Below are 23972 nucleotides of genomic sequence, written 5' to 3'. Positions count from 1 at the left end.
AACAACACGGACACGTAGGATTCCGCCAGGAAGGTGGAGTGAAAGGGATATCAGGGAAACATTCTGCAAAGCCCCGCTTCGGCGGGGTTTTCTTTTGCCTGCGTTTTTTGTTCGTGCCTGGCTTCGCCCTACTCACTGATGGTTTGAACCCTGACGAGCGGTCATGGGTCAATGTGCTATATGGCAATGTAGCCATCGCCCATCAGGAGCCCACCATGGATTTCATTCGCATCATCATCGCCATTCTGTTGCCGCCATTGGGCGTGTTCCTGCAAGTCGGCTTCGGCGGGGCTTTCTGGCTGAATATTCTGCTGACTCTGTTGGGTTACATCCCCGGCATCGTCCATGCGGTCTATATCATCGCCAAGCGCTGAACATTGCAGCAAAACCCATGTGGGAGCGAGCTTGCTCGCGATAGCTGTCTGTCATCCAACATGGATGTCGACTGATCCACCGCTATCGCGAGCAGGCTCGCTCCCACAGGTTCTTCATCTCCTTACAACGCCATCACCTTCCGATAGAACAACCACTCATGCTCCAGCGCATGGGCCTGGTTCGTCGCCTTGCGAAAGCCGTGGCGTTCATCCGCGTAGTAGTGCGCTTCGACCGTCACGCCGTTGTCCTCCAGTGCCCTGACCATATCGCGGGTTTGCTGTGGCACCACCACGGCGTCCAGTTCGCCCTGAAAGAAAATCACCGGCGCGCGGATCTGGTCGGCATGCAGCAGCGGGGTACGGGCGCGGTAACGGTCGACGTCCTGTTGCGGGTCGCCGATCAGCCAGTCCAGGTAATCGCTTTCGAACTTGTGCGTGGCGCGACCCAGGGCGACCGGATCGCTGACACCATAAAGGCTGGCGCCAGCACGAAATACGTCGTGAAACGCCAGCGCGCAGAGCGTCGTGTAGCCACCGGCGCTGCCACCGCGAATGAACGCACAGCGGCCATCGATCAGGCCTTGCTCGTTCAGGTAGCCAACCACCGCGCAGGCATCCTCGACGTCCACCACGCCCCAGTTCAAATGCAGCGCTTGCCGATAGGCTCGGCCATAGCCGCTGCTGCCACGGTAATTGAGGTCCGCGACGGCGAAGCCGCGCTGGGTCCAGTACTGGATGCGCGGATCGAACAGGGGATAACAGGCCGAGGTGGGACCGCCATGAATGAAAACCAGCAATGGCGGCTTGGTTTCCGCTCCCATGGCTGGGTAAAAGAACCCATGGGCCATGCCCGACGTCGACGGATAGTGCAGGGTCTGCGGGCGACTGATCTGCTCGACGGGCAGAGGCGCGACGCCGCCGGCCAGGACCTGTGTGTCGTGGCTGTGGCGTTCGATCGCGATGACCGCGGAGGGACTGACCGGTGAGGCGACGATGGCGTAGATGAATCGCTCGTCCAGTGCCAGGCTGCGAAAGCGGCTGTAGGCGCCGGTGAAATCTTCCTGCCCAGCGTCGCTGCGGCACAGGCCGAGCCGCCCGAAACCCGCCTCGGTCCAGCTCGCCAGGTACGTGGTGCTGTCCAATGGCAACCAGGTGCAACCGCCGAGTTGCCAGGGTGCGGGAGCATGATCGGCTTCAGCGCAGGGCAGCCGTTGCAAGCCGTCCGTCGACTCAGCCCACGGCTGCCAGTAGCCGCCGCGATCGCTCAGGCAGTACAAGCGGCTGGCATGATCGAAACGCGGCTGTTGGATGGATTCCTCTTCAGTGTCGCCCGCCACGCAGCGTGCTTCACTCCAACCGGAAGCGGTGCGCTCGGCCAGCATCAGTCGCGTGGCTGTCCACGGTTGATGCGGACGGCTCCACTCGATCCAGGCCAGCCGTTGGCCGTCCGGGCTCATGGTTGGCGCGGCATAGAAGTCGGCGCCTTCGACCAAGAGATGCCGTTGTCGATCTGCCAGGTCAATCGCTACCAGGCGATGCTGGTTGGCCTGCTCCTCCACCGCCAATACCTGGCCGGCGGCAAAACCGAGATCCCCGTAGCGACAGTCTCCCGACGTCAGCGCCACGGGCCTCTCGCCGTTCAGCGATTGGCGGTACAGCTGCTGGTCCGCGTCGTTGACGAACAGCACGCTGTCGTCGCCCAGGCAGAACGATCCACCGCCATATTCATAGACCCGGCTGCGCGCGCTGAAGCCGTCCGGGGTCAGGCAGCGGGCCTGGGCGTCTTGCCACTGCCAGATCCGGCAGGCCCCGTCTTCCGGGCGATATTCGTTCCAGAACAGACCCAGTGGGCCGAGCTTCAACTCGGCGAAGTCGATCCCCGCCGCAACGGCCTGGGCGGCGCTGAAGGGGTCAGCTTTTAGCGATGAGGTGCGAGTTTCGTTCATTGCGAAAGGCCAGTTGTTCGATGGTCTGGGTGGCGTGCTCGGCTTCTTCCCGGGCCTTGAGGATCACCCCGTGGTGTTCGGATTTGCTGCACACCGGGTCGGCATTGCTGGCATCGCCCGTGAGCATGAACGCCTGACAGCGACAACCGCCGAAGTCCTGTTCCTTTTCATCGCAGGAGCGGCACGGCTCAGGCATCCAGTCATAGCCGCGGAAGCGGTTGAAACCGAAGGAGTCGTACCAGATGTGCTGCATGCTGTGGTCGCGCACGTTGGGAAATTGCACCGGCAGCTGTCGGGCGCCGTGACAAGGCAACGCGGTGCCGTCCGGCGTCACCGTCAGGAAAAGGCTGCCCCAGCCGTTCATGCAGGCCTTGGGACGTTCTTCGTAATAGTCCGGGGTGACGAAGATCAGCTTGCACGGATGGCCCTGGGCTTCGAGCCTGGCGCGATATTCGTTGGTGATGCGTTCGGCGCGCTCCAGTTGTTCCCGGGTAGGCAGCAGCCCCACCCGGTTGAGCTGCGCCCAGCCATAGAACTGGCAGGTGGCGAGTTCGACGAAGTCGGCCTCAAGGGCTATGCACAGCTCGATGATGCGGTCGATCTTGTCGATGTTGTGCCGATGGGTGACGAAGTTGAGCACCATCGGGTAGCCGTGGGCCTTCACTGCCCGGGCCATTTCCAGTTTCTGTGCGAAGGCTTTCTTCGAGCCGGCCAGCAGGTTGTTCACCTGCTCGTCGCTGGCCTGGAAGCTGATCTGGATATGATCCAGACCGGCCTTCTTGAAGTCGCTGATTTTCTGTTCGGTCAAACCGATGCCGGAGGTGATCAGGTTGGTGTAGAAACCCAATTTGCGCGCCTCGCCGATCAGTTCGGCGAGGTCCCGGCGCACCAGCGGTTCGCCACCGGAAAAGCCCAACTGCGCGGCGCCCATTTCCCTGGCTTCGCGAAAGACCTTGAACCACTGCTCGGTGCTCAGCTCCTTGCCCTGCTCGGCGAAGTCCAGCGGGTTGGAGCAGTAGGGGCATTGCAGCGGGCAACGATAGGTCAGCTCCGCCAGCAACCACAGCGGCAAGCCGATCACCGGCTGGTCAGGCAAGTTCGATCCAGTGCTCTGCACGGGCGACCTCCATGAACTGCTCGATGTCGTCACCGAGTTCGGGCACGTCGGGAAACTGCTTGGCCAGCTCGCCGATGATGGCCGCGACATCCCGCTCACCGTCGATCAGGCCACCGATCAGCGCAGCGCTGTCGTTGAGCTTGATCATGCCTTCAGGATAGAGCAACACATGACCTTTCTGCGCCGGTTCGTACTGGAAGCGATAGCCGGGGCGCCAGCGAGGAGTTTTGCTGCGGTCGAAACTCATAAGGGGATTCCTTTGTGCCAGACCCGTTGTCCGGTCACGCTGTGATAGGGCGGGCGGTTCAGTTCGTAGGCCATGCTCATGGCGTCGAGCATGCTCCAGAGGATGTCCAGTTTGAACTGGAGAATCTCCAGCATGCGCTCCTGACCCGCGCGGGTGGTGTAATGCTGCAAGGTAATCGCCAGGCCATGCTCCACGTCACGGCGGGCCTGACCGAGGCGCGTGCGGAAGTATTCATAGCCGGCCGGATCGATCCACGGGTAGTGCTGTGGCCAGCTGTCCAGGCGAGACTGATGGATCTGCGGGGCGAACAGCTCGGTCAGCGAGCTACTGGCGGCTTCCTGCCAGCTGGCCCGGCGGGCGAAGTTGACGTAGGCATCCACGGCGAATCGTACCCCTGGCAGCACCAGTTCCTGGGAACGCAGTTGATCGGGATCCAGCCCCACGGCCTGGCCCAGCCGCAGCCAGGCCTCGATGCCGCCATCTTCGCCGGGTGCACCGTCGTGGTCGAGCAGGCGCTGGATCCACTCGCGGCGGATCTCCCGATCCGGGCAATTGGCCAGGATCGCAGCATCCTTCAGCGGAATGTTCACCTGATAGTAAAAGCGGTTGGCGACCCAGCCCTGGATTTGCTCGCGAGTGGCACGGCCTTCATACATCGCCACGTGATACGGGTGATGGATGTGGTAATACGCACCCTTGGCACGCAGGGCCGCTTCGAACTCGGCGGGGGAAAGGGGGGTATCAGTCATTGCGGTTCTCCGGGGAATAACCGTGGGTTCTGTGGCGTCTGGGCTGGCCTCATCGCGAGCAGGCTCGCTCCCACATGGGTTCTGTGGCGCACTCGGACTACTGTGGGAGCGAGCCTGCTCGCGATGGGGCCAGTCCGGCCAGCACAACCAGGCTGACACAGCGCACGCTCACTCCCACAATCATCCCACCCTTGCTACAACTCAATACTCATTCCGTCGTAGGCCACTTCAATCTTTCGGCGTACAAGTTCGGCCCGTTCCGGTGAATCTTCATCAAGAATCGGGTTGGTATTGTTGATATGGATAAGTACCTTGCGTGGCTCGGGCAGTTGCTCCAGCACTTCGAGCATACCGCCGGGACCGTTCTGCGCCAGATGGCCCATCTCCCGACCTGTGCGGGTGCCGACGCCGCGGCGCTGCATCTCATCGTCGTCCCACATCGTGCCATCCACTAACAGGCAATCGCTGCCGGCCATGATCTCCAACAGCGGTCCATCCACCTTGCCCAAGCCCGGTGCGTAGAACAGTTTACCGCCGGTACGCAGGTCTTCGACGATCAAGCCGATGTTGTCCCCCGGGTGTGGGTCGAAGCGGTGTGGCGAATAGGGCGGCGCGGCGCTGCGCAGGGGTAGCGGGGTAAAGCGCAGGTTCGGGCAGGCTGGCACGGTGAAGCTCTGGTCGAGTTCGATGCGGTTCCAACTCAGCCCACCGTTCCAGTGGGTCAGCATGTTGAACAGGGGAAAACCGCTGCTCAGGTCTTCGTGGACCATGTCGGTGCACCAGACTTGATGCGGGCAGCCTTCCCGCAGGCTGAGCAGGCCGGTGGTGTGGTCGATCTGGCTGTCCATCAGGATGATCGCGCCAATGCCCGTGTCGCGCAGGGAACGACCAGGCTGCATCGGCGCGAAGCTCTGGAGCTGGGCGCGGATGTCCGGAGAGGCGTTGCACAATACCCAGCTCACTCCGTCATCGGAAATCGCGATGGACGACTGGGTGCGCGCCTGGGCCCGCAGGCTGCCGTTGCGAAAACCTGCACAATTGGCGCAATTGCAGTTCCATTGAGGGAAACCGCCGCCAGCGGCGGAACCTAGAATCTGGACGAACATGGCCGCTCCATCTGCAAACCGAAATAAAAAACGCCCCGGGAGACCGAGGCGTTTGCTGCGCATTCAACCGACTGCAGCAATTAACGGCTGGCGAAGTACATGGTGACTTCGAAACCGATACGCAGGTCGATATATGCGGGTTTGGACCAGGACATGGAAATACTCCTTTGGTTGGGGTGGGACGGTTGAGATCTATACATATAGTCCACCTCCGTTCGGAGATGTTCAGATGCTTAGGCTGCTATGTTACTAAATTAAACAAAATTCCACGCCTCGATTCTCCGAGAAAGCTCATTGCAGACGCTGTAATGATCATTTCGCTATGTGCCAATGTTCGTCCGTACAAGCGCCGTTGCTCAGGCAATACCGGCCACCTTCGGCGTCGATCAGGCGGCCGGCGGCATCGAGCAATTGCGCGCGATTCAGTCCCGCGATCGCAGCGCAAAGTTGCTCAAGGTAATCCGACGGGCGGCCGGCCAGTTTACCCTGCCAAAGCAGTTCGGCCGCTTGGGCGCAGGGCAGGGTGTCGCTGTGGAACTGGGAGGCGAGTGCCCGTTGCTGGCCGAGCAAGGTCGAATCGTCGATCAGTCGGATCAGTTGCGGTAGCGCTTCCAGGAACTGTTTCATGTGCGTGATCAATTCAGTCGCCGAGGCGCTGGGCGACTGGACACCGAACAGCAGACCGGTTTGCCCATCGATCTGCCTCAATCCGCTGAACACCGCGTAGCCCAGCTGCAACTCGACCCGCAGGCGTTGGTAGAACGGCGTTTGACACAGCTGTGCCAGTAACCGCCAAGCGGCTTCGTCGGACAACGCCAGGGTGGGTGTCGGACAAAACAGCAACACGGCCTGTTCGTCGCCCTGGGTCGGCAACCTGTGCCAGATACGCTGCGCCAAGAGCGGCGCCGGCTCGACTGGCTGGGCGGCAATGCCGGGAACCCTGGCCAGGGCAGGCCCCATGGCGCCCTGGGCTGTTTCAGAAAGGCCGATGGCCAAGCCGTCCCATTCGGCGGTCGCCCACAGGCTTTGGTCGCTGTCGGGCCGTGGCCTGGTTTCTGGTGGAGACGACGGTCGACAGTGATCCGCCAGCGCCTGCAACAAATGTCGAATCGGCATAAGCGGGGTTTCGTCTGCAGCGTTGGGCAGCGGTTCCCCCAACTTTGTCAGGACCTGTTCGAGCACCAGCGGTATCGGTGGCTGCAAACCGATCAGCTTCAGCAGGCTTTGGTTTCCGGAGATCTCCATGGTGACTTCAACACCGGCCTGCCGGGCCTCCTCTCGCAATTCCTGCAGGTGCTGTTCCAGCCTGGACTGAAGACCGTGGGGCGTTTGAGCCGCCAGTCGCCAGCGCAGGTACACCACGCCTTCACGGGGGTGATCCGTCAGTCCCTGTCTGAATTGCATGGGTGAGCGGTCGCGTCGCCCCCGGGAGCGGTCCTGGGCGAAGGTCCGCAAACCGCGGTGGGCGCTTGTCTGACCGCGTATCAGACCGGCGCGGGGTGGCTCGACGGCCGTTTGCAGGAACGGGTTGGGCGCGGGCAGTTGCCATGCTTCGGTGATGTGAGTCGCAGGGTGCAACTGCCTGAGGATTTCTCTGAGCCTCACAAGATCGTTCTCCGACAGGGGGAGTCCCCGCCCTTCACTGTCCGAGCGCGCCAATTGCAGCGCCGATGCGGTCTCCTGCCGGCAATGGAGCAGGGCAGTCAACGCCTTGCGCAAGGATGCCCAGTCATCCTGGGCGGCAAAAAATCCCAACCAGTCGCGCAGCAACGGCTGTATTTCGTCGTGCCGTTGAGGCTCGTCGAGCTTGAGTTCGATGTGCAGCAGCGCCTGTCCGTCAAATTCATACAACGGCGTGGCGTTGAGGCTGTCAGCCAGACCACGTTGGCGCAACGTGGCCAGCAAGCCGCCCGGTTTGCCGGTGTTCAGCCAGGTGCAGAGAAAATCCAAAGCTTGGGGTGAAGCGCTGGGCAGGTCTTCGAAGGCGAATAGCAGATCGAGGCGACGGTCGCTGAGCTGTTGATAACCGGTATCGGCCGATTCCATCAGTTTCGGTGGTGACTGCCGGGCAGCTACGTCGCCGGCGGGCAGGTCGTTGCCGAATGATTCTGCCAGAGCGCTCAACTCATCGAGGCTTTGCGGGCCAACCAGGCTCAGGGTCATTTGGCCGTTGTGGTAGAACCGTCGATAAAAGTCCTGCAGTGCCGTCTGGAATTCAGGCTGCGATACGGCCAGGCTGTCACGGTTGCCGGCGTGAAAACCCCGCAGCGGGTGGGCCATCGAGAGGCCTTCCAGCAGGGCAATCTGGCGCTGGGCCGCCGGGTCCTGGGACCAGGCAATGAACTCCGCCTGCAACACTTCCCGTTCCCGCAACTGGTCGGCTTCGTCCAGGCGCGGATGGGCAAGCATGTCCTGCAACCGGTCCAGTCCGCCGGCGAAGGCGGCAGGCGGCAGCTCGATGAAAAAGTCCGTGGTGCGTTCGCTGGTCCGTGCGTTGACCTGGCCGCCATGCCGTTGCACGTAGGCCATCAAATGTTCTCCCGCAGGAAAACGCTCAGTACCGAGGAAGAAAAGGTGCTCAAGGAAGTGCGCCATGCCCGGCCAGGCCAATGGCGCATCATGGCTGCCGGCGGCTACCCGCAGCACGGCCGCGCTGCGTTTGAGACCGGCTGCATGACGCAATGTCACCTTTAGGCCATTGACCAGGGTTTCAGTGGAGGAGCGGAGGGAATCGGGGGCCGGCATGAGCGCTTCCAAGGCAGAGATGCGCTCATGCTAGCGGATTGCAGGATGTTCTCAATCAGTGCTTGTGCAGGTCGCCGTAAAGCTCAGGACGGCGGTCATGCAGGTAGTTGTAGGCTGCGCGTGAGTTTTCCATCAATTGACGGTCCAGCTCCCCCACGATCAAGGCTTCATCCAGTCCCGCCAGGGCCGGACGGCTGCCATCCGGCGCGGCAATGCTGCTCTGGCCGCAATACTGCAATTCACCTTCGTGGCCGCAGTAATTGGCGTAGGCCACGAAGCACTGGTTTTCGATAGCCCGGGCGCGCACCGTCACGTCGGCGATGAATTCGTAGGGCTGCATGTTGGCGGTCGGGACCAGGATCAACTCGGCGCCGGCCAGGGCCAAGCGTCGGGCGTTCTCCGGGAACTCCAGGTCGTAGCAGATCAGGAAACCGAGCTTCCAGCCGTTGAGGCTCACGATCGGCAGCGAGTCATCACCCGCGCTGAACATCGCATGGTCGAGGTCACCGAACAGATGGCTCTTGCGATAGTTGGCCAGGCGCTCGCCCTGGGCGTCGATCAACTGGACCGAGTTGTAGATTTGCCCGTCCTCGCTGCGCTCAGGGTAGCCATAGAGAATCGCCAGGCCGGTGGCCTTGGCAATGCGGCCGATCTGCTGCGCCCATTCACCGTTGTAGACCTCGGCCAATACATTCACCGCGTCGACGCCGATGTTGTAGCCGGTCATGAACATCTCCGGCAGCACCAGCACATCGGCGCCCCTGGCCTCCAGCGCCACCTGATGCAGGCGCTGCAGGTTGGCGACCGGATCCAGTGGCAGCGGTGGGCATTGATAGAGGGCTACGCGCATCGACAACTCCTTTTATTCGGGCCGTGTCATTCAGGCAACGCGATCGGACCGATCTCGTTGAATACATCACCTGGACCCGGGTTCTCGGCGTGAGTTTCACCGCCGAAGTGCTTCATGATTCCCCACACGGCATTGAGTGAGGTCTGTACCGCGCCTTCAACCCAGGCTGGTGTCCATGAGACGTCATCGCCAGCGATAAAGATCCCTCTTTGTTCTGCCGGCATGTCGTCTTGCATGAAATGCGCGTACATGCGCTGGTTGTAGCGATAGTGACCCGGCAAGGCGCCCTTGAAGGCGCCGAGGAAGTGCGGGTCGGCTTCCCAGGAAACGGTGATCGGATCGCCGATGATCCGGGCGGCGATATCCACTTTGGGGTAGATCTTCTTCAGGGCATCGAGGGCCAGCTTCACGCGTTTTTCCACGGGATGGGGCAGCATTTTCAGCGCATCGCTCATCCAGGAGTACGACAGGCAGATAACGCCTGGCTTGTCGTCGCCGTTGTCGAACAGGTAGGTACCGCGGGTCAGGCGGTCGGTGAGGGTCATGCTCATCAGGTCGCGGCCGGTTTCCGGGTCCTTGTCCTTCCAGAACGGGCGGTCGACCATGACAAAAGTCTTCGACGATTGCATGTAGCGGGTGCGGTCCAGGGCCATCCACATCTTTTGCGAGAACAGCGCCTCTTCACATTCGATCTGGGTGGTCAGCAGCCAGCTCTGGCAGGTGACCAGCACCGCGGCGTATTCCCGGGTATCGCCCCAGACGTCCGTCACGCTGAACCGGCCGTCCTCGGCGCGAGCGATGCGCTTCACACCGCTGCGGGGTGCGCCCAGGTGCAGCGAACTCAGGCTGGTGCCTTTCGGCCAGTGTGCACAACGTTCCGGCACGTGTTTCCAGATACCGTGGGGCACCTGTTCCACGCCGCCCACCACCAGGTGCTGGTGATCGTCGCAGTTGGTCATCACCACGCGGAAGATTTCCAGCATCGAGTTGGGGAAGTCCGAATCCCAGCCGCCGGTGCCGAAACCGACCTGGCCGAATACTTCACGATGCTGGAACGAGAGCTTGGCGAATGCCTTGGAGGTGGCGACGAAATCATAGAAGGTGCGGTCGTCCCACAGCGGCACCAACGTGTTCCACAGCTCCTTGAGGCGCGACACGTCACGGTCACGAATCGCCTGCTGGATCTCGCTGAAGCGCGAGCCGTCCTCCAGCGCATCGGCCCAGGCGTCGGCCACTTCCTGGAACAACGCGGGAAGGTCCGCCAATTTCTGCGCGTAGTAAGTCTGGCCCTCGAGATCGATGACGGTGCTGCCGGAAGCCGGGGTCAACGGGTTGGGAAACGGCTTGGTTTCCAGCCCCAGCTTGTCGACATAGTGGTAGAACGCCGTGGACGACACCGGGAAGCGCATCCCCCCCAATTCGGCAACAATCCCTTCGGCGCCATTGAACGCCTGCGAGCGCAGCCGCCCGCCCATTTTCGACGCCTCGTAGACCACCGGCTTGAGGCCCAGCTTCATCAGTTCGTACGCCGCCACCAGGCCAGAGATCCCGGCCCCGACGATCGCCACCTCCGCTCCGAGATTGTCAGCCGGAATACTGCCCAAACCGGCCGGATGCTCGATCCAGTCGTCAAAGGCGAAAGGAAAATCCGGCCCGAAAATGGTGATGGGCTTCTTACCGTCTGCTGGGTGGCGATTGTGCTTGTTCATGGCTGACCTTGAGGGGCGACTCGACGCTGACTCGCGTCTGAGTATAGGAAAGATGCCGGCCATTCTAGAGCGCGTTAAACACGTTAATAAGACGCAATGTGTCGTCGTTATGAATTATTAAACGTCATTTTGATGCGTTTAAAAGTCGTAATGACGAAGCGCACTTCCTTGTGGGAGCGAGCCTGCTCGCGATAGCGGTTTGTCAGCCCAGGTAGATGGTGGCTGGACTGAAGCTATCGCGAGCAGGCTCGCTCCCACATTGATTCGGGTGGCACAGCCCTAGACCGGCTGCCCCCGATCAATTTTGCTGCTGAGGATGATGGAGGTGGTGGTCTTTTCCACGCCGTCCACGCTGCCGATCTGGTCCAGCAACTGATCCAGCTGTTCCGGCGAATCCGTGCGCAGCCAGGCCACATAATCGAACTCGCCACTGACCGCGCATAACTGCTGGACCTGGGCCATGGCGCTCAAACGCCGTAGCACATCCTTGCCGGAGCGCGGTTGGACCTTGATGCCGACGTAAGCCTGCAGGCCGCCATCGATCACCCGCTGTCCAAGGCGCACGCCATAGCCGGTAATCACCTTGGTTTTTTCCAGCCGGGCCAGCCGCGAGGTCACGGTCGTTCGGGCGATGCCCAGTTGCCGAGCGAGCATGGCGACGCTTTCCCGGGCATTGATTTGCAGGGCGGCAATCAATTGGCGATCGATTTCGTCGAGGACGGGAGGGCGGGTGTCAGACAAGGTGGGCTCCGGCGCGGGCATCGGTGGTAGGCATGTTACAGGCTCCTGTGCTCGAAATAGTGGATGGCAGGTAACGCCAACGTTTGCCAGTACGGCGCCAGATGTAAGTGCGAGGCCCTGAGCCAGAAACCGTCCTGGCAGACCAGCTGTTCAACGGGCAGTTGCAGCAATAGCGCCAATGGCAATGATTGGATAAAACCAGGGTCCTCATCGTCCTCCGCTTCCCAATCCCGTTCAAAACAGCGTATGAGCAGCTGCTGCTCGTCGAAACCTTCAAACAGCGGACGGTTGCCCAACCATTGCGAATGCACCCGTAGCGTGTGCGCTTGAACATCGAGTAGCAGCAACTGCCAGCCGCGATAGCTTCCACAAAGCTCTGTCACATCGGTGGCCATGCGGGTCAGCGCGAGATAGCGGCCATCCGGTGACCAGATCATCGAGGGCGCAAGGTCACTCAACGCGCAACCGGATGCGGTCAACAGATGGCCTCCGAGCCGCGGCGTATTCGCACGAACCCAACTGTCGGCATATTCCGTCTCGCTGCCGAACAGCCAGGCGGCATCCTGGTGGGTGGGGGAGGGCTGGATGAAGTCGCCCTCGGCAATGGCAACCTGCGGTCGATCCACCAGGCGCCAAGGGGCAACACGGCATAACTGTGAATCGCTCACCTGCAATTCCACGGTGGTGTAGAACAGACGGGATTGCGCATCGGGATGAAAGAACGAAGGATCGCTACCGACGTTCGGCGCAGGCACATTGAAGCGCTGCAGTGCGTTGCCGTTCAGGTCCTGGTCCAGACGGCCGGTGATCGCCGCCAGGCTCAGCAGGCCATCACGGAAATCGAGTAGGCGGGCCACCCACATGGAGGGGCCCTCCAGAAGGCATCGCGCCTTCACGTCGACAACGGCGGCGTGAGTGGCGACTGTCATCGAGTCTGCAAAAGGCAACAGCGCCAGGTAACGGCCGCAGTCAGAGACTCGATGATCCAGTAACCAACGCCCGGGCAACCGCCAGTCACCGATCTGACAGCGATAAGCCCCCAGCCCCTCGTTGTTGTCGCAGAGCCAGATCAGATGCGCGCAAATACCGTCCAGCATCGGCTGCGTCGCTATGAACGACTCACCTCGCCGGCCCTGACTGTCCAATGGCATGACAATGCTCATCCGGGTCAATTGAAACTCGGCGACCTGCACCCGACCTTGGGCGTCATGGCCCGCCTGGATTTCGGTATCGCTGTGGATGCTGTCGAGGCGATAGCCATAGCGGCCAAGGGATGGACGCGGGTAGTCGAGGTACGACTCGATATGCACATGGTGCGCGTCGAGGCCCGACACGTCATGCCAATAAAAAGAGGGTTCGGCCTCACGCTTCACCCACGGCGAAGGCAGTGCCCGCCAGCCCTGATCAACTTGCCACAACCAGTAGCGGTCGCCGCTCGGATGCTCGGTTTGCTCCTGGGCCTGACACACCAGCGCGCGCTGATCGGTGCTCCATACCAATGCCGTGTCGGCAGCCATCAGCAGGGCTGACGGTTGTCCATTGACGCTGATGGCATAACGCGGTGAACGCAATGGTTCCAAAGGCTGGGGCAGATCGCGAAAAGCCGGGGGCAAGACGATGTCACCTATCAGGCATTGTTGTCCGTCAGCGGAGCGCCGTTCGAAGGTGTGCACAATATTGTCCGGATAACTGCCAGGTTCCAGCCAGAGATCAGCAACGGGCACCAGATTGGCGGCATCGGCGGTTTGCAGCAGTTCATCGATTCGGGTCTGGCGAACACTGTTGTCCACCAACGGGCTATAGCGACCGCTCAGGCTGTTGAGGTCCAGCGTGTCCAGCTCCCAGAACTCACTGTTGTCGCAGCGGTAGACCCGGCGTTGATGACGGTCGAGAACGAGCAGCCCCCAGCTCTGCCGGGACGGCACCGGCGCGGCGAAATAACGCCCATCGCTGGAAAACACCGCTGAGGAACCAAGGCCTTGCAGGAGCACCCCATCGGGAAACAGATAGTCGCAATAGGTCGGCCCGCCCATGGCGATTTCGCCGTGGTTGAACGTCCGGATCGACTCACCCTCCGGAGTCAGTTGTGGCTCGGATCCGCCCCAGGCACTGGGTCCTTTGACAGGGGGCGACACCAGGCCGAGACGTCGCTCCCATTTGCTGACACAGGCGAGCCCGCCGATGATGGCGACGATTGCCACCAGAATCCCCCACCACTCGGGCAGCGCCCTGCCCAGGCTGAAACCCAGGCCAAACACGGCGCCAATCATCAACCGGGCACAGCCCCGTCCCACTGACAGAAAGCCCAGGCGCGCCGCAAGTCCCATCAACAGACCGAAGAACAGCACCGTCAGTAAAGCCAGCGGGGGAGGCAGCACCGTGACGAAAAAGGCCGGCACCAGCAGGATGGCGAGTTGCCAGAATAGCTCTAGGAACAGTCGGGGGAGGGTAGGGGTGGCGATGATGGGCTTCTCGGTGAGGGGGCTAGGTAACGGGCTTGGTGAGGCGGCTACCCTCTCAAAAACAGGAAAACCGTGCAATGCGCGCCTAAAGACGGAGGTGCTTCCTAATATTGAAGGGAATTTGTTTTTCCTTACTTGAAAAGTCCTGTATACACTACATTTATCTATAATTGTTACGTATAAAGAACATGGATTATTCTCTCATCACCGTTCGGCTTGGCGAGCAGCTTAAGCAGCGTCGTCTCAATCGTGGGCTGACACAAGCCAGGCTAGCGGGGTTAGCTGGTATTACCCGACAGAAAGTCATCGCAATTGAAAAAGGTGACCTCTCGGTGGGCATGGCTGCTTATGCACGGGTTGTGGCAGCCCTGGACTGCGAACTTTCAGTCATTACTGCCGTCATGCCTACGCTGGATGAAATACAAGGAGTGTTTGATTGATGGTTGCCTCATTGCAGGTTACGACGCCAGAGGGCGACAGCGGAAAGATCCTCAGCAGCGCTGGGCACTATCTGTTTCGCTACCGCGAAGAGGCGGCAGCACAGGCGGCGATCAGTTTGTTGATGCCAGTACGTCTGGATGAGTATCGCCATCGCGACCTGCACCCAATCTTCCAGATGAACTTGCCGGAGGGTTACGTTCTGGAGCAGTTGCGTAACCGTTTGGCTAAAGTAGCAAACGTCGATCCCATGCTGCTGCTGGCCTTGTCTGGCAGTAGCTCGCCTATCGGGCGAGTGGCAATCACCTCAGCGAACGTCGATACACTCCTGCGACGTCAAGAGTTTCCTGGAGAAAAGCTGGAGGAGATCCTGGCCTGGGATGGTGCGGAGGATATCTTTGTCGATTTGGTCGATCGCTACATCTTGCGTGCAGGGATATCGGGTGTGCAGCCCAAAGTCCTGGTTCCAGAGCGCCAGGATAGCGCCACACAGCGTTTCACCTCGAAAACCTCTGATCTGATCATCAAAAGCGGTCGTGATGAATTTCCTGGATTGGCAATCAACGAATTCCTGTGCATGTCCGTGGCCAGAGAGGCGGGAATTCCTGTTCCGGAGTTTTACCTTTCCGATAATGCCAAACTGTTTGTCATGCGACGCTTTGACCGGGACGAGCAACTCAATCCCATTGGTTTTGAGGATATGGCAGTACTGATGGGGCTTCCTGCCGAGCAAAAATATAGTAAGAGCTATTCGGCTATTGCCAAGGCCATACGCCTGTTCTGCCCTTCGGAGCATATAGAGGACTCACTGGCGCAATTATTTGCCATCGTAACCTTGAGCTGTATCGTTGGTAACGGTGATGCCCACCTGAAAAACTTTGGACTGTTGTACTCCGAGCCGACTCAGCGTAACGCACGCTTGGCTCCGGCCTACGATATTGTTAATACGACGGCCTACATTCCTGCGGACGTTTTGGCACTTGATCTGGTTGGAAGCAAGTCCCTGTTTGCCTCTCGACAAGGTGTGCTGGACTTCGCTCAGGTATGTGGCATCGCCGAGCCGGAAACGATAATTCGCAATCAACTACAGGCATTGGAGCATGTGCTGGCTCGCTCGACTGAGTTTTGTGAGCAGGCGCCTGATGTGGTGGCTGCGATCCGCAGCTGTGCTGAGCCTTTTATGAAAACCTTTGGTTGATTTCTGTGTATGGAGCTGAATCAGCTATTTTGCAGGCATGAAAAAACCGCGCAATGCGCGGCTTTCAAAATGGTGGGCCCACACGGACTCGAACCGTGGACCAAAGGATTATGAGTCCTCTGCTCTAACCGACTGAGCTATAGGCCCTCAGTAGGCCGCGGATTATAGCGACGGTTTCTCAGCTGTGCTATCCGAAAAATCCGATACGGTCATACGCAGAAACGTCGCGGCGAATTCGTCGGCGCCCAGGGGCAGGCTGACAATATAGCCCTGGATCTGTTCGCAGCCTTCTTCGGCCAGGAATTGCTGCTGGGCCAGGGTTTCGACGCCCTCGGCGATGATGGTGAATTGCATGCTGCGGCCCAGGGCAATGATTGCCCGCACGATAGCTGCATCGTGGGGGTCGTCGGGCAGGCCGCGGACGAAGGATTGGTCGATCTTGAGAATGTCCAGCGGCAGGCGCTTGAGGTAGCTCAGGGAGGAGTAGCCGGTGCCGAAGTCGTCGATGGCCAGTTGGACGCCGAGCTTCTTGAGTTGATGCAGCACCGTCAGGGCTTCTTCGGCCTGGCTCATGATGAAGTTTTCGGTAATTTCCAGTTGCAGTAAACCGGGCTTCAGGTGGTTCTCTCTCAGGAGTTGTTCGATACGTATCAGCAGGTTCGGTTGGCGCAGTTGCGCTCCGGCCAGGTTGACCGACAGTGGGCCGAGGCTTTCGTAGGCACTGTTCCACTCGTACAGCTGTCGGCAGGCGCGCTCCAGGACCCAGTCGCCGATCTGCAGGATCATGCCGTTTTCTTCCGCCAGGGGAATGAAGTGTTCCGGTGGCACCTCGCCAAACGTCGGGTGGGTCCAACGAACCAAGGCTTCGGCGCCCACCAGTCGGTTATCGGCGAGGCTGATTTTCGGTTGGAAGGACAGTGACAGCTCGTTACGTTCAATTGCCCTGCGCAGTTCGTACTCCATGGCCACGCGCTCGCTGGCCTGGGCGGTGAGGTCGCGGGTGTAGCTTTCCACCCGGTTGCGGCCCTTGGCCTTGGAGCGGTACATCGCCGCATCGGCGTTCTTGACCAGTGTGGCGACGTCGCAGCCATCCTGGGGGTAGAGGCTGGTGCCGATGCTGGCGCTGATGAAGAACTCGTGTTCGCCGGCCTGAAACGGCGCGGCGAAACAGTTCAGCAGCTTCAGGGCTATATGCTCGGCATCGCTGGGCTGCTGCAGGCCCGGCAGCAGGATGATGAACTCGTCACCGCCCAGCCGCGCCACGGTATCGATATCACGCAGTTGCTCCCGCAGGCGCACGGCGATGCCCTTGAGCAGCAGGTCGCCGACCGGATGTCCCAGGCTGTCGTTGATGTGCTTGAAGCGGTCAAGGTCCAGGAACAGTACCGCGCCCTGCCCACCGTTTTCCTGCTGGTTGTTGAGGGCCGTCAGCAAGCGGCTTTCGAACAGCGTGCGGTTGGGCAGACCAGTGAGCGGGTCGTGGTGAGCCTGGTAGTCGAGCTTGGCCTGGGCGTGTTTGAGGCTGGAGATATCGGCGAAGACGGCGACGAAATGGGTGACCTGCTGATCACGATTGCGCACCGCGCTGATGGTCAGCCAACTGGGGTACAGCTCGCCGTTCTTGCGGCGATTGGAGATCTCTCCCTGCCAATGTCCCTCTGCCGTCAACTGGTGCCACATCGCGGCGTAGAATGCGCTGTCGTGCAAGCCGGAGGCCAGCAGCCGTGGCGTATGGCCCAAGGCTTCGGTTTCGCTATAGCCGGTGATTTCACTGAAGGCGCGGTTCACGGCGCTGATGTGCTGTTGTGTATCGGTGATCAGAACGCCTTCGGCCGTGCTTTCGAACACGGTGGCGGCCTGTTGCAGTTTTTCCTGCATCAGATGGCGTTCGGTGATGTCTCGGGCGATGGTCAGCATGCAGTCTTCATTGCCGATGGGTAACGGGCGGCTGGAGACTTCGCAGAGTCGTATCTGCCCGTCGTTGCGCCGGATATGGCAGCTGAAGTCCTTGACGTAGCCGTCACGCTGCAGCAGGTCGAGCATCTGCTTACGCTCGTTGAGGTTGACCCAGATCCCCAGGTCCAGGGTGGAGCGGTCCACCGACAGGGCGCTGTTGAATCCGGTAATGCGGCTGAAGCCTTCATTGACCTCAATCAGCAGGCCGTCGCTTTGTCGGGACAACAGCAAGCCGTCAGGCGAAGCGTGGAACGCCTTGGCGAACTTCTCTTCGGAGGTTTGCAGTTGTTGTTGGGTTTTCTTGAGTTGACTGATGTCCCGCACCACTACGACCAGGGCTGGCGTGGTGTCGAGGTCGAAGGGTTCGGCGGATATCAGCCCGGTGAACACTTGGCCGTTGCTGCGGCGAAAAGGCATCTCCAGGTTGCGGATACTCCCCGCCTGCAAGCGCTGCAGCAGGCTCGGGCCAACGCCCTGGATACCCCAGATGTTCAGCTCGGTCGCGGTTTGGCCCACCACCTCGTCGGCGCTCAGGCCAATCTGCTCTTCGAAGGTTTTGTTGACCTCCAGCAAGCAGCCGTCCAGCAGGCGCGCAATCACCAGAATGTCTGGGCACTGACGGAACACCGAGGCGAATTTCTGCTCGGAGAGTCGCAGCGCTTCCTCGGTGCGCTTGGCTTCGCTGATGTCGATCATCAGCCCGCGCATCACCGGCTCGTGGCCATGTTCGATCAGGCTGACAATGTCGCGTACCCACAGGCAGCGGCCATCGGCGGTGATGACCCGGTAATCGATGCAATGGTCGCGTCCGGCGAGCACTTCATTATCGCAATAGGTCTGGGCGCGGATCAGATCGGCCGGATGAATGATGTTGCGCCAGAAGCCTGGGATCAGCCAATGGGAGAGGGGATAGCCGAGCAAGTCTTCGGCGTGGGGCGACACATAGGTATAGGTGAAGTCGCTGACCTTGGCTTCCCAGGCGATCGCCGAGAGGCTTTCCACCAGTCCGCGATAGTGGTATTCGCTGCTGCGCAGTTCCTGCTCCAGGTCGACTCGACGGGTGATCTCCGAACTGAGGCGGCGGTTGACACGAATCACTGCCACCAGGATAGCCATCAAGAGCAGCATCCCGGGTAGGCCATAAAGCAGCAGGTCGGACCAGAGCTGTCGGTGGTCGCGGACATTGCCGACCCACTTCTCCTGGATTTCAGTGACCTCGGCCGGGCTCATGTCGGCGATGACCTTGTCCAGGATGCCCACCAGTATTTTGTTCTCGCGAGGGACGGCCATTGCCAACTGGTAGCGATACGGCGTTTCCCCGCTGACGTACAGGCCTTCGAGTTTGAGCTGGCGCAGACTCCAGACACTGGAGGCAAGGTCGCCTACCACGGCATCCACTTCATCGGTCGCCAGGGCTTGCAGGGCTGAACTGACGTTGGGCAGCGCCACCAGATTCAGGTCGGGGTGATGATTGCGCAGCAGTTCATGGGGCGCATAGTTCTCCACCACAGCAATTTTCAACCCGTACAGGTCCTTGAGATTGTGAGGCTGGGCTCCGCCTCGATGGGCCAGGATGACAATCGGAAAGTCCAGGTAAGGGCGCGTAAATGCCAGGAAGTTCTGGCGTTCGGGAGTGGACATGATGCCCGGCAGCAGATCGATCTTGCCTTGTGCGACCTGTTCCAGCAGGGCAGTCCAACTGGCAGGTTCGACGGGCGTGAGCGTGACAGCCAGTCGCTCACGGATGACCTCGACGTAATCGGCGGCCAGGCCTTGATAGCGGCCTTGGTCGTCACGAAATTCAAACGGAGGCCATGAGGCATCGACGCCCAGACGCAGGTCGGGGTGGTCCTTGAGCCAGCGGCGCTCTTCGTCAGTGAGCATCAATGCGCCAGCCGTTGCGGTCCAGGTCATCAGTGACAGCAGGAGCAGGGCCGTCAGTCTGGGCATCACGGTCTCGTTATGGCATAGGGAGGATGTTTCGAGTGTAGACGGGCAATGGGGCGGGGGGGATGTAGCGAAGGGGATTTTATCTGCATATGGCAAAACCCCCGGCAGGGCCGGGGGTTTTGAAGGTCACTCGTCGAGGAAGGAGCGCAGATGCTCGCTTCGTGTCGGGTGGCGCAGTTTGCGCAACGCCTTGGCTTCGATCTGACGAATCCGCTCGCGCGTCACGTCAAACTGCTTACCGACTTCCTCGAGGGTGTGGTCGGTATTCATATCGATGCCGAAACGCATGCGCAGTACCTTGGCTTCACGGGCTGTGAGGCCGGAGAGTACTTCACGGGTCGCTTCCTTGAGGCTCTCGACGGTGGCGACATCGATCGGCGACTGCATTGTGGAGTCTTCGATGAAGTCACCCAGATGGGAGTCTTCATCATCACCGATCGGCGTTTCCATGGAGATCGGCTCTTTGGCGATCTTCAATACCTTGCGGATCTTGTCCTCAGGCATTTCCATGCGTTCGCCCAGCTCTTCCGGAGTCGGTTCGCGACCCATTTCCTGCAACATCTGCCGGGAAATACGGTTGAGCTTGTTGATGGTCTCGATCATGTGCACCGGGATACGGATGGTGCGGGCCTGGTCGGCGATCGAACGGGTGATCGCCTGGCGGATCCACCAGGTGGCATAGGTCGAGAACTTATAGCCGCGACGGTATTCGAACTTGTCCACCGCTTTCATCAGGCCGATGTTGCCTTCCTGGATCAGGTCGAGGAATTGCAGGCCGCGGTTGGTGTACTTCTTGGCAATCGAGATCACCAGACGCAAGTTCGCTTCGACCATCTCTTTCTTCGCGCGGCGGGCCTTGGCCTCACCGATCGACATGCGACGGTTGATGTCCTTGATCTCGGCGATGCTCAGGCCGGTTTCGGTCTCCAGCGCGCTCAGCTTCTGCTGGCAACGAACGATGTCCGGTTGCAGGCGGGCAATGGCTTCGGCGTATTTGGTCTTGCCTTTGGCCAATGCATCGGTCCAGCTTTCGTCGACTTCGTTACCGGGGAACTGACGCAGGAAGTCGGCACGTGGCATGCGGGCATCACGCACGCACAGTTGCATGATCGCGCGCTCTTGCTGACGCAGACGATCCAGGGCGCTGCGAACGCGCTCGACCAGGCCTTCGAATTGCTTGGGCACCAGCTTGATCGGCATGAACAACTCGGCCAGGGCCAACAGCTCGGCAATCGCCTGCTTGTTGTCGCGACCGTGCTTTTTCAGCGCCTTGCGGGTGATTTCCATCTGCTCGGCTACAGCGCCGAAGCGCTGTGCGGCGACGATCGGATCAGGGCCGCTTTCGGCTTCTTCTTCGTCATCGCTGGCTTCTGCGTCGTCGTCATCGCTGTCGTCATCGGCCTTCTCGGCTTTGGCGTCGATTGGCGGCGGCACTTCGGCGGCAGGCGGCGTGGTGCCGTCGTCCGGGTCGATGTAGCCACTCAGGACGTCGGACAGGCGGCCACCCTCGGTGGTGACGCGAGTGTACTCGGAGAGAATATGGTCGACCGTGCCAGGGAAGTGCGCGATTGCGCCCATCACTTCACGGATGCCTTCTTCAATACGCTTGGCGATTTCGATTTCGCCTTCACGCGTGAGAAGCTCTACCGTACCCATTTCACGCATGTACATGCGCACAGGGTCGGTGGTGCGACCAATGTCGGTCTCGACAGCCGCCAGCGCTGCGGCCGCTTCTTCAGCGGCCGCCTCGTCGGTATCGGCGTCGGCCAGCATAAGGGCATCCTTATCTGGCGCAACCTCGAATACGTTGATCCCCATGTCGTTGATCATGCGGATGATGTCTTCCACCTGTTCCGGATCTGAAATATCCTCCGGCAGGTGGTCGTTGACCTCCGCGTAAGTCAGGTAGCCCTGCTCACGACCCAATAGGATCAACTCTTTGATACGAGACTGCTGTTGCGCTTTTCCGGACATAACACCCTATCCACTGAAGGTCTTGGCGGGCAAAAAACAAGCCGAGGATTATACCTGAGCTGTGACCTCACGCGCCAGTTGAGGTCGGGTTTGATGTGGAGACATTGCGTTTTAATAGTTCACGCATCTCATTTGCTATCTGGCTGGCATCCTCCGCGGTCAGCCCCGGCTGTCTTGCTTTCCTGATGAGGTCTTCCAGGTTCTGTGCGTGTTGACCCGCGGATAACCTAGTAATGGTGTCTAAAAACTGTTGTTCAAGATTGTCATTTGCAATCAACCACTCTTTTTCTGCTAACGCCTTAAGCAGGCGCCCCTGATCGGTTCCGTGCCAGCGAGCCATGAGCTGAATGGAGCTTAGCTTAGGATTTTTCTGCACGGCCTCGACCAGTGCCACCAGTAGCTGGGCATAGGTATTGCTCTCATTTGCGAAATGATCAGCAGTTTCGACCTTGCTAGCCATCTGCGGGTGATGAATGAGCGTGCGAAGAGCAATCAGAGTTGGTGCTTCGACGCCTACCGGCACGCGTGGGGCACGTGGTTGGTCGCGATCGCCGCGCTTGCCGTTCTTGTCCCAGGGTTTCTTGTCCCATTTCTTGCCGCCGCTACCGGCTTTTTTCGGTGTCCATTCCTGCTGCGGCCCATAGTCCTGCTGCGGATGATGGTAGTCGGCGAAATCCGGCATCGCGTCGTAGTCGATGCCCGGGTCGTACGCCGGTGGTGCCTCCGCAGGGGTGCTATGGGCCAGTTGGCTGACCGCTTCGCTGTTGAGCCCGGTGATTTCGGTCAGGCGCTGGCGCATCAGTGTGCGCAGGTTGGCGCCGGGTACCTTGTCGATCAGCGGTGCCGCGAGGGTGACCATGTGGGCCTTGCCTTCGAGGGAGCGCGGGTCGGCCTCTTCGGTCAACTGCTGGAAAAAATAATCGGCCAATGGCTGCGCATGTTGATTGATCCGCGCGCGGAACGCATCGGTGCCTTCTGAGCGCACCAGGGTATCCGGGTCCTCGCCTTCCGGCAGGAACAGAAAGCGTGCCCGTCGGCCATCCTGCAGGCATGGCAGCGTGGCTTCCAGTGCGCGCCAGGCGGCATTGCGGCCGGCCTGGTCGCCGTCGAAACAGAACAGCACACTGGGCACGACACGGAAAAGCCGCTTCATGTGCTCTTCGCTGGTGGCCGTGCCCAGCGTCGCAACGGCGTTGCGCAGGCCCTGTTGGGCGAGAGCAATGACGTCCATGTAACCTTCGACGACGATGATTTCGTCGAGGTTGCGGTTGTTCTTGCGGGCTTCGTACAAGCCGTACAGTTCTTGGCCCTTATGGAACACCGGTGTTTCCGGTGAATTCAAATACTTGGGCTTGTCGTCGCCCAATACCCGGCCGCCGAAGGCAATGATTCGCCCGCGCGTATCACGGATCGGGAACATTACCCGGTCGCGGAAGCGGTCATAGCGCTTGCCGGTTTCGGCGTTCTCGATCAGTAGGCCGGCGTCGATCATGGCGCGCTGCTGCAGCGTGTCGCTGCTCAAGTGCTTGTACAGATTGTCCCAGCCCGGCGGGGCGAAGCCGAGGCCGAAGTCCCGGGCGATTTCGCCGGTCAGGCCGCGGCCCTTGAGGTAATCCACCGCGGCCTTGCGGGCCGGATGGCTTTTCAGGGCCTGGCGATAAAAATCAGCCGCCGCGGTCAGCAGCGGATAGAGCGGCGAGTCGGTGGGTTGGCGCGGCTTGTGCGCCCGACCGCTTTCCTCGCGAGGAATTTCCATGCCGGCGGCTTTGGCCAGTTCTTCGACGGCCTGGGGGAAATCCAGGTTGTCGTGGTCCATGATGAAACCGAGGGCATTGCCGCCAGCGCCACAGCCAAAGCAGTAATAGAACTGCTTGTCGGGGCTGACGCTGAAGGAGGGGGTTTTTTCCTTGTGGAACGGACAGCAGGCGGTGTAGTTCTTGCCGGCCTTTTTCATTTGCAGGCGAGAGCTGACCACATCGACGATGTCGGTGCGGTTCAGGAGGTCGTCAATAAAGCTCTGGGGAATCAGCCCGGCCATGGCGTTCTCATCATCACTGCGCGAAATAGGGGCCCGGAATCAGCAGGCGTAACCGGGTCCTGGTTTTGAGACACTGTAAACGGTGGCTCGACCGGGTTGTCTGCATCATTGCTGTCGGGAAGTGTATCTGCCGATAATCCACTGACGTTAATTACCATCAGTATTCGACTGTTTGAATATGTTGCGCTGAATCCGGTAACGGCCGGTCAGGCCTCGGATAGCTCATCGAGCGGGCACGCAAGCAGGTGCCAAGGGCTGATCGTCGTTAGAGGAATCAGGGTGTGCTCGTCAGTAGCCTTGGAAGGCTCGTCAGAAGAGACGTGCACCGCTGGCAAAAGAGCCAGGTCTGACGTGATGAAGCAGTTGTCTCGG

Annotated in this window: 17 protein-coding genes and 1 tRNA gene; 3 read left to right on the top strand and 15 right to left on the bottom strand. The window is 60.2% G+C overall.

Features of this window, described 5'->3' with window-relative positions; translation table 11 throughout:
• Window positions 1-215 precede the first annotated feature (215 nt).
• Window positions 216-374 carry a YqaE/Pmp3 family membrane protein gene (locus tag PCOSP_RS26655; RefSeq protein WP_003177654.1) on the top strand — a complete coding sequence of 53 codons (159 nt, stop codon included), beginning with the start codon at window positions 216-218 and terminating at the stop codon, window positions 372-374.
• Between the two features lie 122 nt (window positions 375-496).
• Here the strand turns inward: PCOSP_RS26655 and PCOSP_RS26650 are convergent, their stop codons facing one another.
• The 11 genes from PCOSP_RS26650 to PCOSP_RS26600 form a co-directional block, all read right to left on the bottom strand.
• On the bottom strand, window positions 497-2320 hold the full coding sequence (locus PCOSP_RS26650; RefSeq protein ID WP_464709836.1) for a S9 family peptidase: 1824 nt from the start codon (window positions 2318-2320) through the stop codon (window positions 497-499).
• Window positions 2286-3437 (bottom strand): pyrroloquinoline quinone biosynthesis protein PqqE, encoded by a 1152-nt coding sequence (gene pqqE, locus PCOSP_RS26645; protein ID WP_464709835.1) that lies wholly within the window; start codon window positions 3435-3437, stop codon window positions 2286-2288. Before pqqE ends, PCOSP_RS26650 begins: the two co-directional genes overlap by 35 nt.
• On the bottom strand, window positions 3409-3684 hold the full coding sequence (pqqD, locus tag PCOSP_RS26640) for a pyrroloquinoline quinone biosynthesis peptide chaperone PqqD (protein ID WP_042730665.1): 276 nt from the start codon (window positions 3682-3684) through the stop codon (window positions 3409-3411). Before pqqD ends, pqqE begins: the two co-directional genes overlap by 29 nt.
• Entirely contained in the window at window positions 3681-4433 is a 753-nt protein-coding gene (gene pqqC, locus PCOSP_RS26635; RefSeq protein WP_139640633.1) for a pyrroloquinoline-quinone synthase PqqC, read from the bottom strand. The genes pqqD and pqqC overlap by 4 nt, the downstream gene beginning before the upstream one ends.
• 194 nt (window positions 4434-4627) lie before the next feature.
• A complete protein-coding gene (gene pqqB / locus PCOSP_RS26630; protein ID WP_139640631.1) occupies window positions 4628-5539 on the bottom strand; it encodes a pyrroloquinoline quinone biosynthesis protein PqqB in 912 nt (303 codons plus the stop codon).
• Window positions 5540-5619: 80 nt separating this feature from the next.
• Window positions 5620-5694, bottom strand: a complete 75-nt coding sequence (gene pqqA, locus PCOSP_RS26625) for a pyrroloquinoline quinone precursor peptide PqqA (RefSeq protein ID WP_003177660.1) — start codon at window positions 5692-5694, stop codon at window positions 5620-5622.
• Between the two features lie 157 nt (window positions 5695-5851).
• On the bottom strand, window positions 5852-8284 hold the full coding sequence (pqqF, locus tag PCOSP_RS26620; RefSeq protein WP_464709833.1) for a pyrroloquinoline quinone biosynthesis protein PqqF: 2433 nt from the start codon (window positions 8282-8284) through the stop codon (window positions 5852-5854).
• 55 nt (window positions 8285-8339) lie between these two features.
• Window positions 8340-9134, bottom strand: coding sequence for a carbon-nitrogen hydrolase family protein (locus PCOSP_RS26615; protein ID WP_175384777.1), 795 nt, complete (start codon window positions 9132-9134; stop codon window positions 8340-8342).
• Between the two features lie 26 nt (window positions 9135-9160).
• Window positions 9161-10843: a flavin monoamine oxidase family protein gene (locus tag PCOSP_RS26610; RefSeq protein WP_041023931.1), complete on the bottom strand. Its 1683-nt coding sequence runs from the start codon at window positions 10841-10843 to the stop codon at window positions 9161-9163.
• Between the two features lie 279 nt (window positions 10844-11122).
• Window positions 11123-11584 (bottom strand): Lrp/AsnC family transcriptional regulator, encoded by a 462-nt coding sequence (locus PCOSP_RS26605; protein WP_024779396.1) that lies wholly within the window; start codon window positions 11582-11584, stop codon window positions 11123-11125.
• A 35-nt stretch (window positions 11585-11619) separates the two neighbouring features.
• Window positions 11620-13983 carry a hypothetical protein gene (locus tag PCOSP_RS26600; RefSeq protein WP_464709832.1) on the bottom strand — a complete coding sequence of 788 codons (2364 nt, stop codon included), beginning with the start codon at window positions 13981-13983 and terminating at the stop codon, window positions 11620-11622.
• A 251-nt stretch (window positions 13984-14234) separates the two neighbouring features.
• On the opposite strand from PCOSP_RS26600, the gene PCOSP_RS26595 reads away from it, so the two are divergent.
• Window positions 14235-14486, top strand: coding sequence for a helix-turn-helix transcriptional regulator (locus PCOSP_RS26595; RefSeq protein WP_139640623.1), 252 nt, complete (start codon window positions 14235-14237; stop codon window positions 14484-14486).
• Window positions 14486-15682, top strand: coding sequence for a type II toxin-antitoxin system HipA family toxin (locus tag PCOSP_RS26590; protein WP_139640621.1), 1197 nt, complete (start codon window positions 14486-14488; stop codon window positions 15680-15682). The genes PCOSP_RS26595 and PCOSP_RS26590 overlap by 1 nt, the downstream gene beginning before the upstream one ends.
• 70 nt (window positions 15683-15752) lie before the next feature.
• Here the strand turns inward: PCOSP_RS26590 and PCOSP_RS26585 are convergent.
• From PCOSP_RS26585 to dnaG, 4 genes are all read right to left on the bottom strand, one after another.
• Window positions 15753-15829, bottom strand: a tRNA-Ile gene (locus PCOSP_RS26585).
• Window positions 15830-15844: 15 nt separating this feature from the next.
• Window positions 15845-19588, bottom strand: coding sequence for a bifunctional diguanylate cyclase/phosphodiesterase (locus PCOSP_RS26580; protein ID WP_139640619.1), 3744 nt, complete (start codon window positions 19586-19588; stop codon window positions 15845-15847).
• Window positions 19589-19714: 126 nt separating this feature from the next.
• Window positions 19715-21562 carry an RNA polymerase sigma factor RpoD gene (gene rpoD / locus PCOSP_RS26575; RefSeq protein ID WP_139640616.1) on the bottom strand — a complete coding sequence of 616 codons (1848 nt, stop codon included), beginning with the start codon at window positions 21560-21562 and terminating at the stop codon, window positions 19715-19717.
• A gap of 67 nt (window positions 21563-21629) precedes the next feature.
• On the bottom strand, window positions 21630-23600 hold the full coding sequence (gene dnaG, locus PCOSP_RS26570; protein WP_175384779.1) for a DNA primase: 1971 nt from the start codon (window positions 23598-23600) through the stop codon (window positions 21630-21632).
• Between the last annotated feature and the right edge of the window lie 372 nt (window positions 23601-23972).

The sequence above is a fragment of the Pseudomonas sp. MAFF 730105 genome, assembly GCF_055380705.1.
This window is presented reverse-complemented; position numbering and strand designations above follow the sequence as displayed.

Coding starts and splice junctions, on each gene's coding strand:
- PCOSP_RS26650 (WP_464709836.1), bottom strand. CDS start 2,320: ATGAACGAAACTCGCACCTCATCGCTAAAAGCTGACCCCTTCAGCGCC.
- pqqF (WP_464709833.1), bottom strand. CDS start 8,284: ATGCCGGCCCCCGATTCCCTCCGCTCCTCCACTGAAACCCTGGTCAAT.
- pqqC (WP_139640633.1), bottom strand. CDS start 4,433: ATGACTGATACCCCCCTTTCCCCCGCCGAGTTCGAAGCGGCCCTGCGT.
- PCOSP_RS26590 (WP_139640621.1), top strand. CDS start 14,486: ATGGTTGCCTCATTGCAGGTTACGACGCCAGAGGGCGACAGCGGAAAG.
- PCOSP_RS26580 (WP_139640619.1), bottom strand. CDS start 19,588: ATGCCCAGACTGACGGCCCTGCTCCTGCTGTCACTGATGACCTGGACC.
- PCOSP_RS26655 (WP_003177654.1), top strand. CDS start 216: ATGGATTTCATTCGCATCATCATCGCCATTCTGTTGCCGCCATTGGGC.
- PCOSP_RS26610 (WP_041023931.1), bottom strand. CDS start 10,843: ATGAACAAGCACAATCGCCACCCAGCAGACGGTAAGAAGCCCATCACC.
- rpoD (WP_139640616.1), bottom strand. CDS start 21,562: ATGTCCGGAAAAGCGCAACAGCAGTCTCGTATCAAAGAGTTGATCCTA.
- PCOSP_RS26615 (WP_175384777.1), bottom strand. CDS start 9,134: ATGCGCGTAGCCCTCTATCAATGCCCACCGCTGCCACTGGATCCGGTC.
- PCOSP_RS26595 (WP_139640623.1), top strand. CDS start 14,235: ATGGATTATTCTCTCATCACCGTTCGGCTTGGCGAGCAGCTTAAGCAG.
- dnaG (WP_175384779.1), bottom strand. CDS start 23,600: ATGGCCGGGCTGATTCCCCAGAGCTTTATTGACGACCTCCTGAACCGC.
- pqqB (WP_139640631.1), bottom strand. CDS start 5,539: ATGTTCGTCCAGATTCTAGGTTCCGCCGCTGGCGGCGGTTTCCCTCAA.
- pqqD (WP_042730665.1), bottom strand. CDS start 3,684: ATGAGTTTCGACCGCAGCAAAACTCCTCGCTGGCGCCCCGGCTATCGC.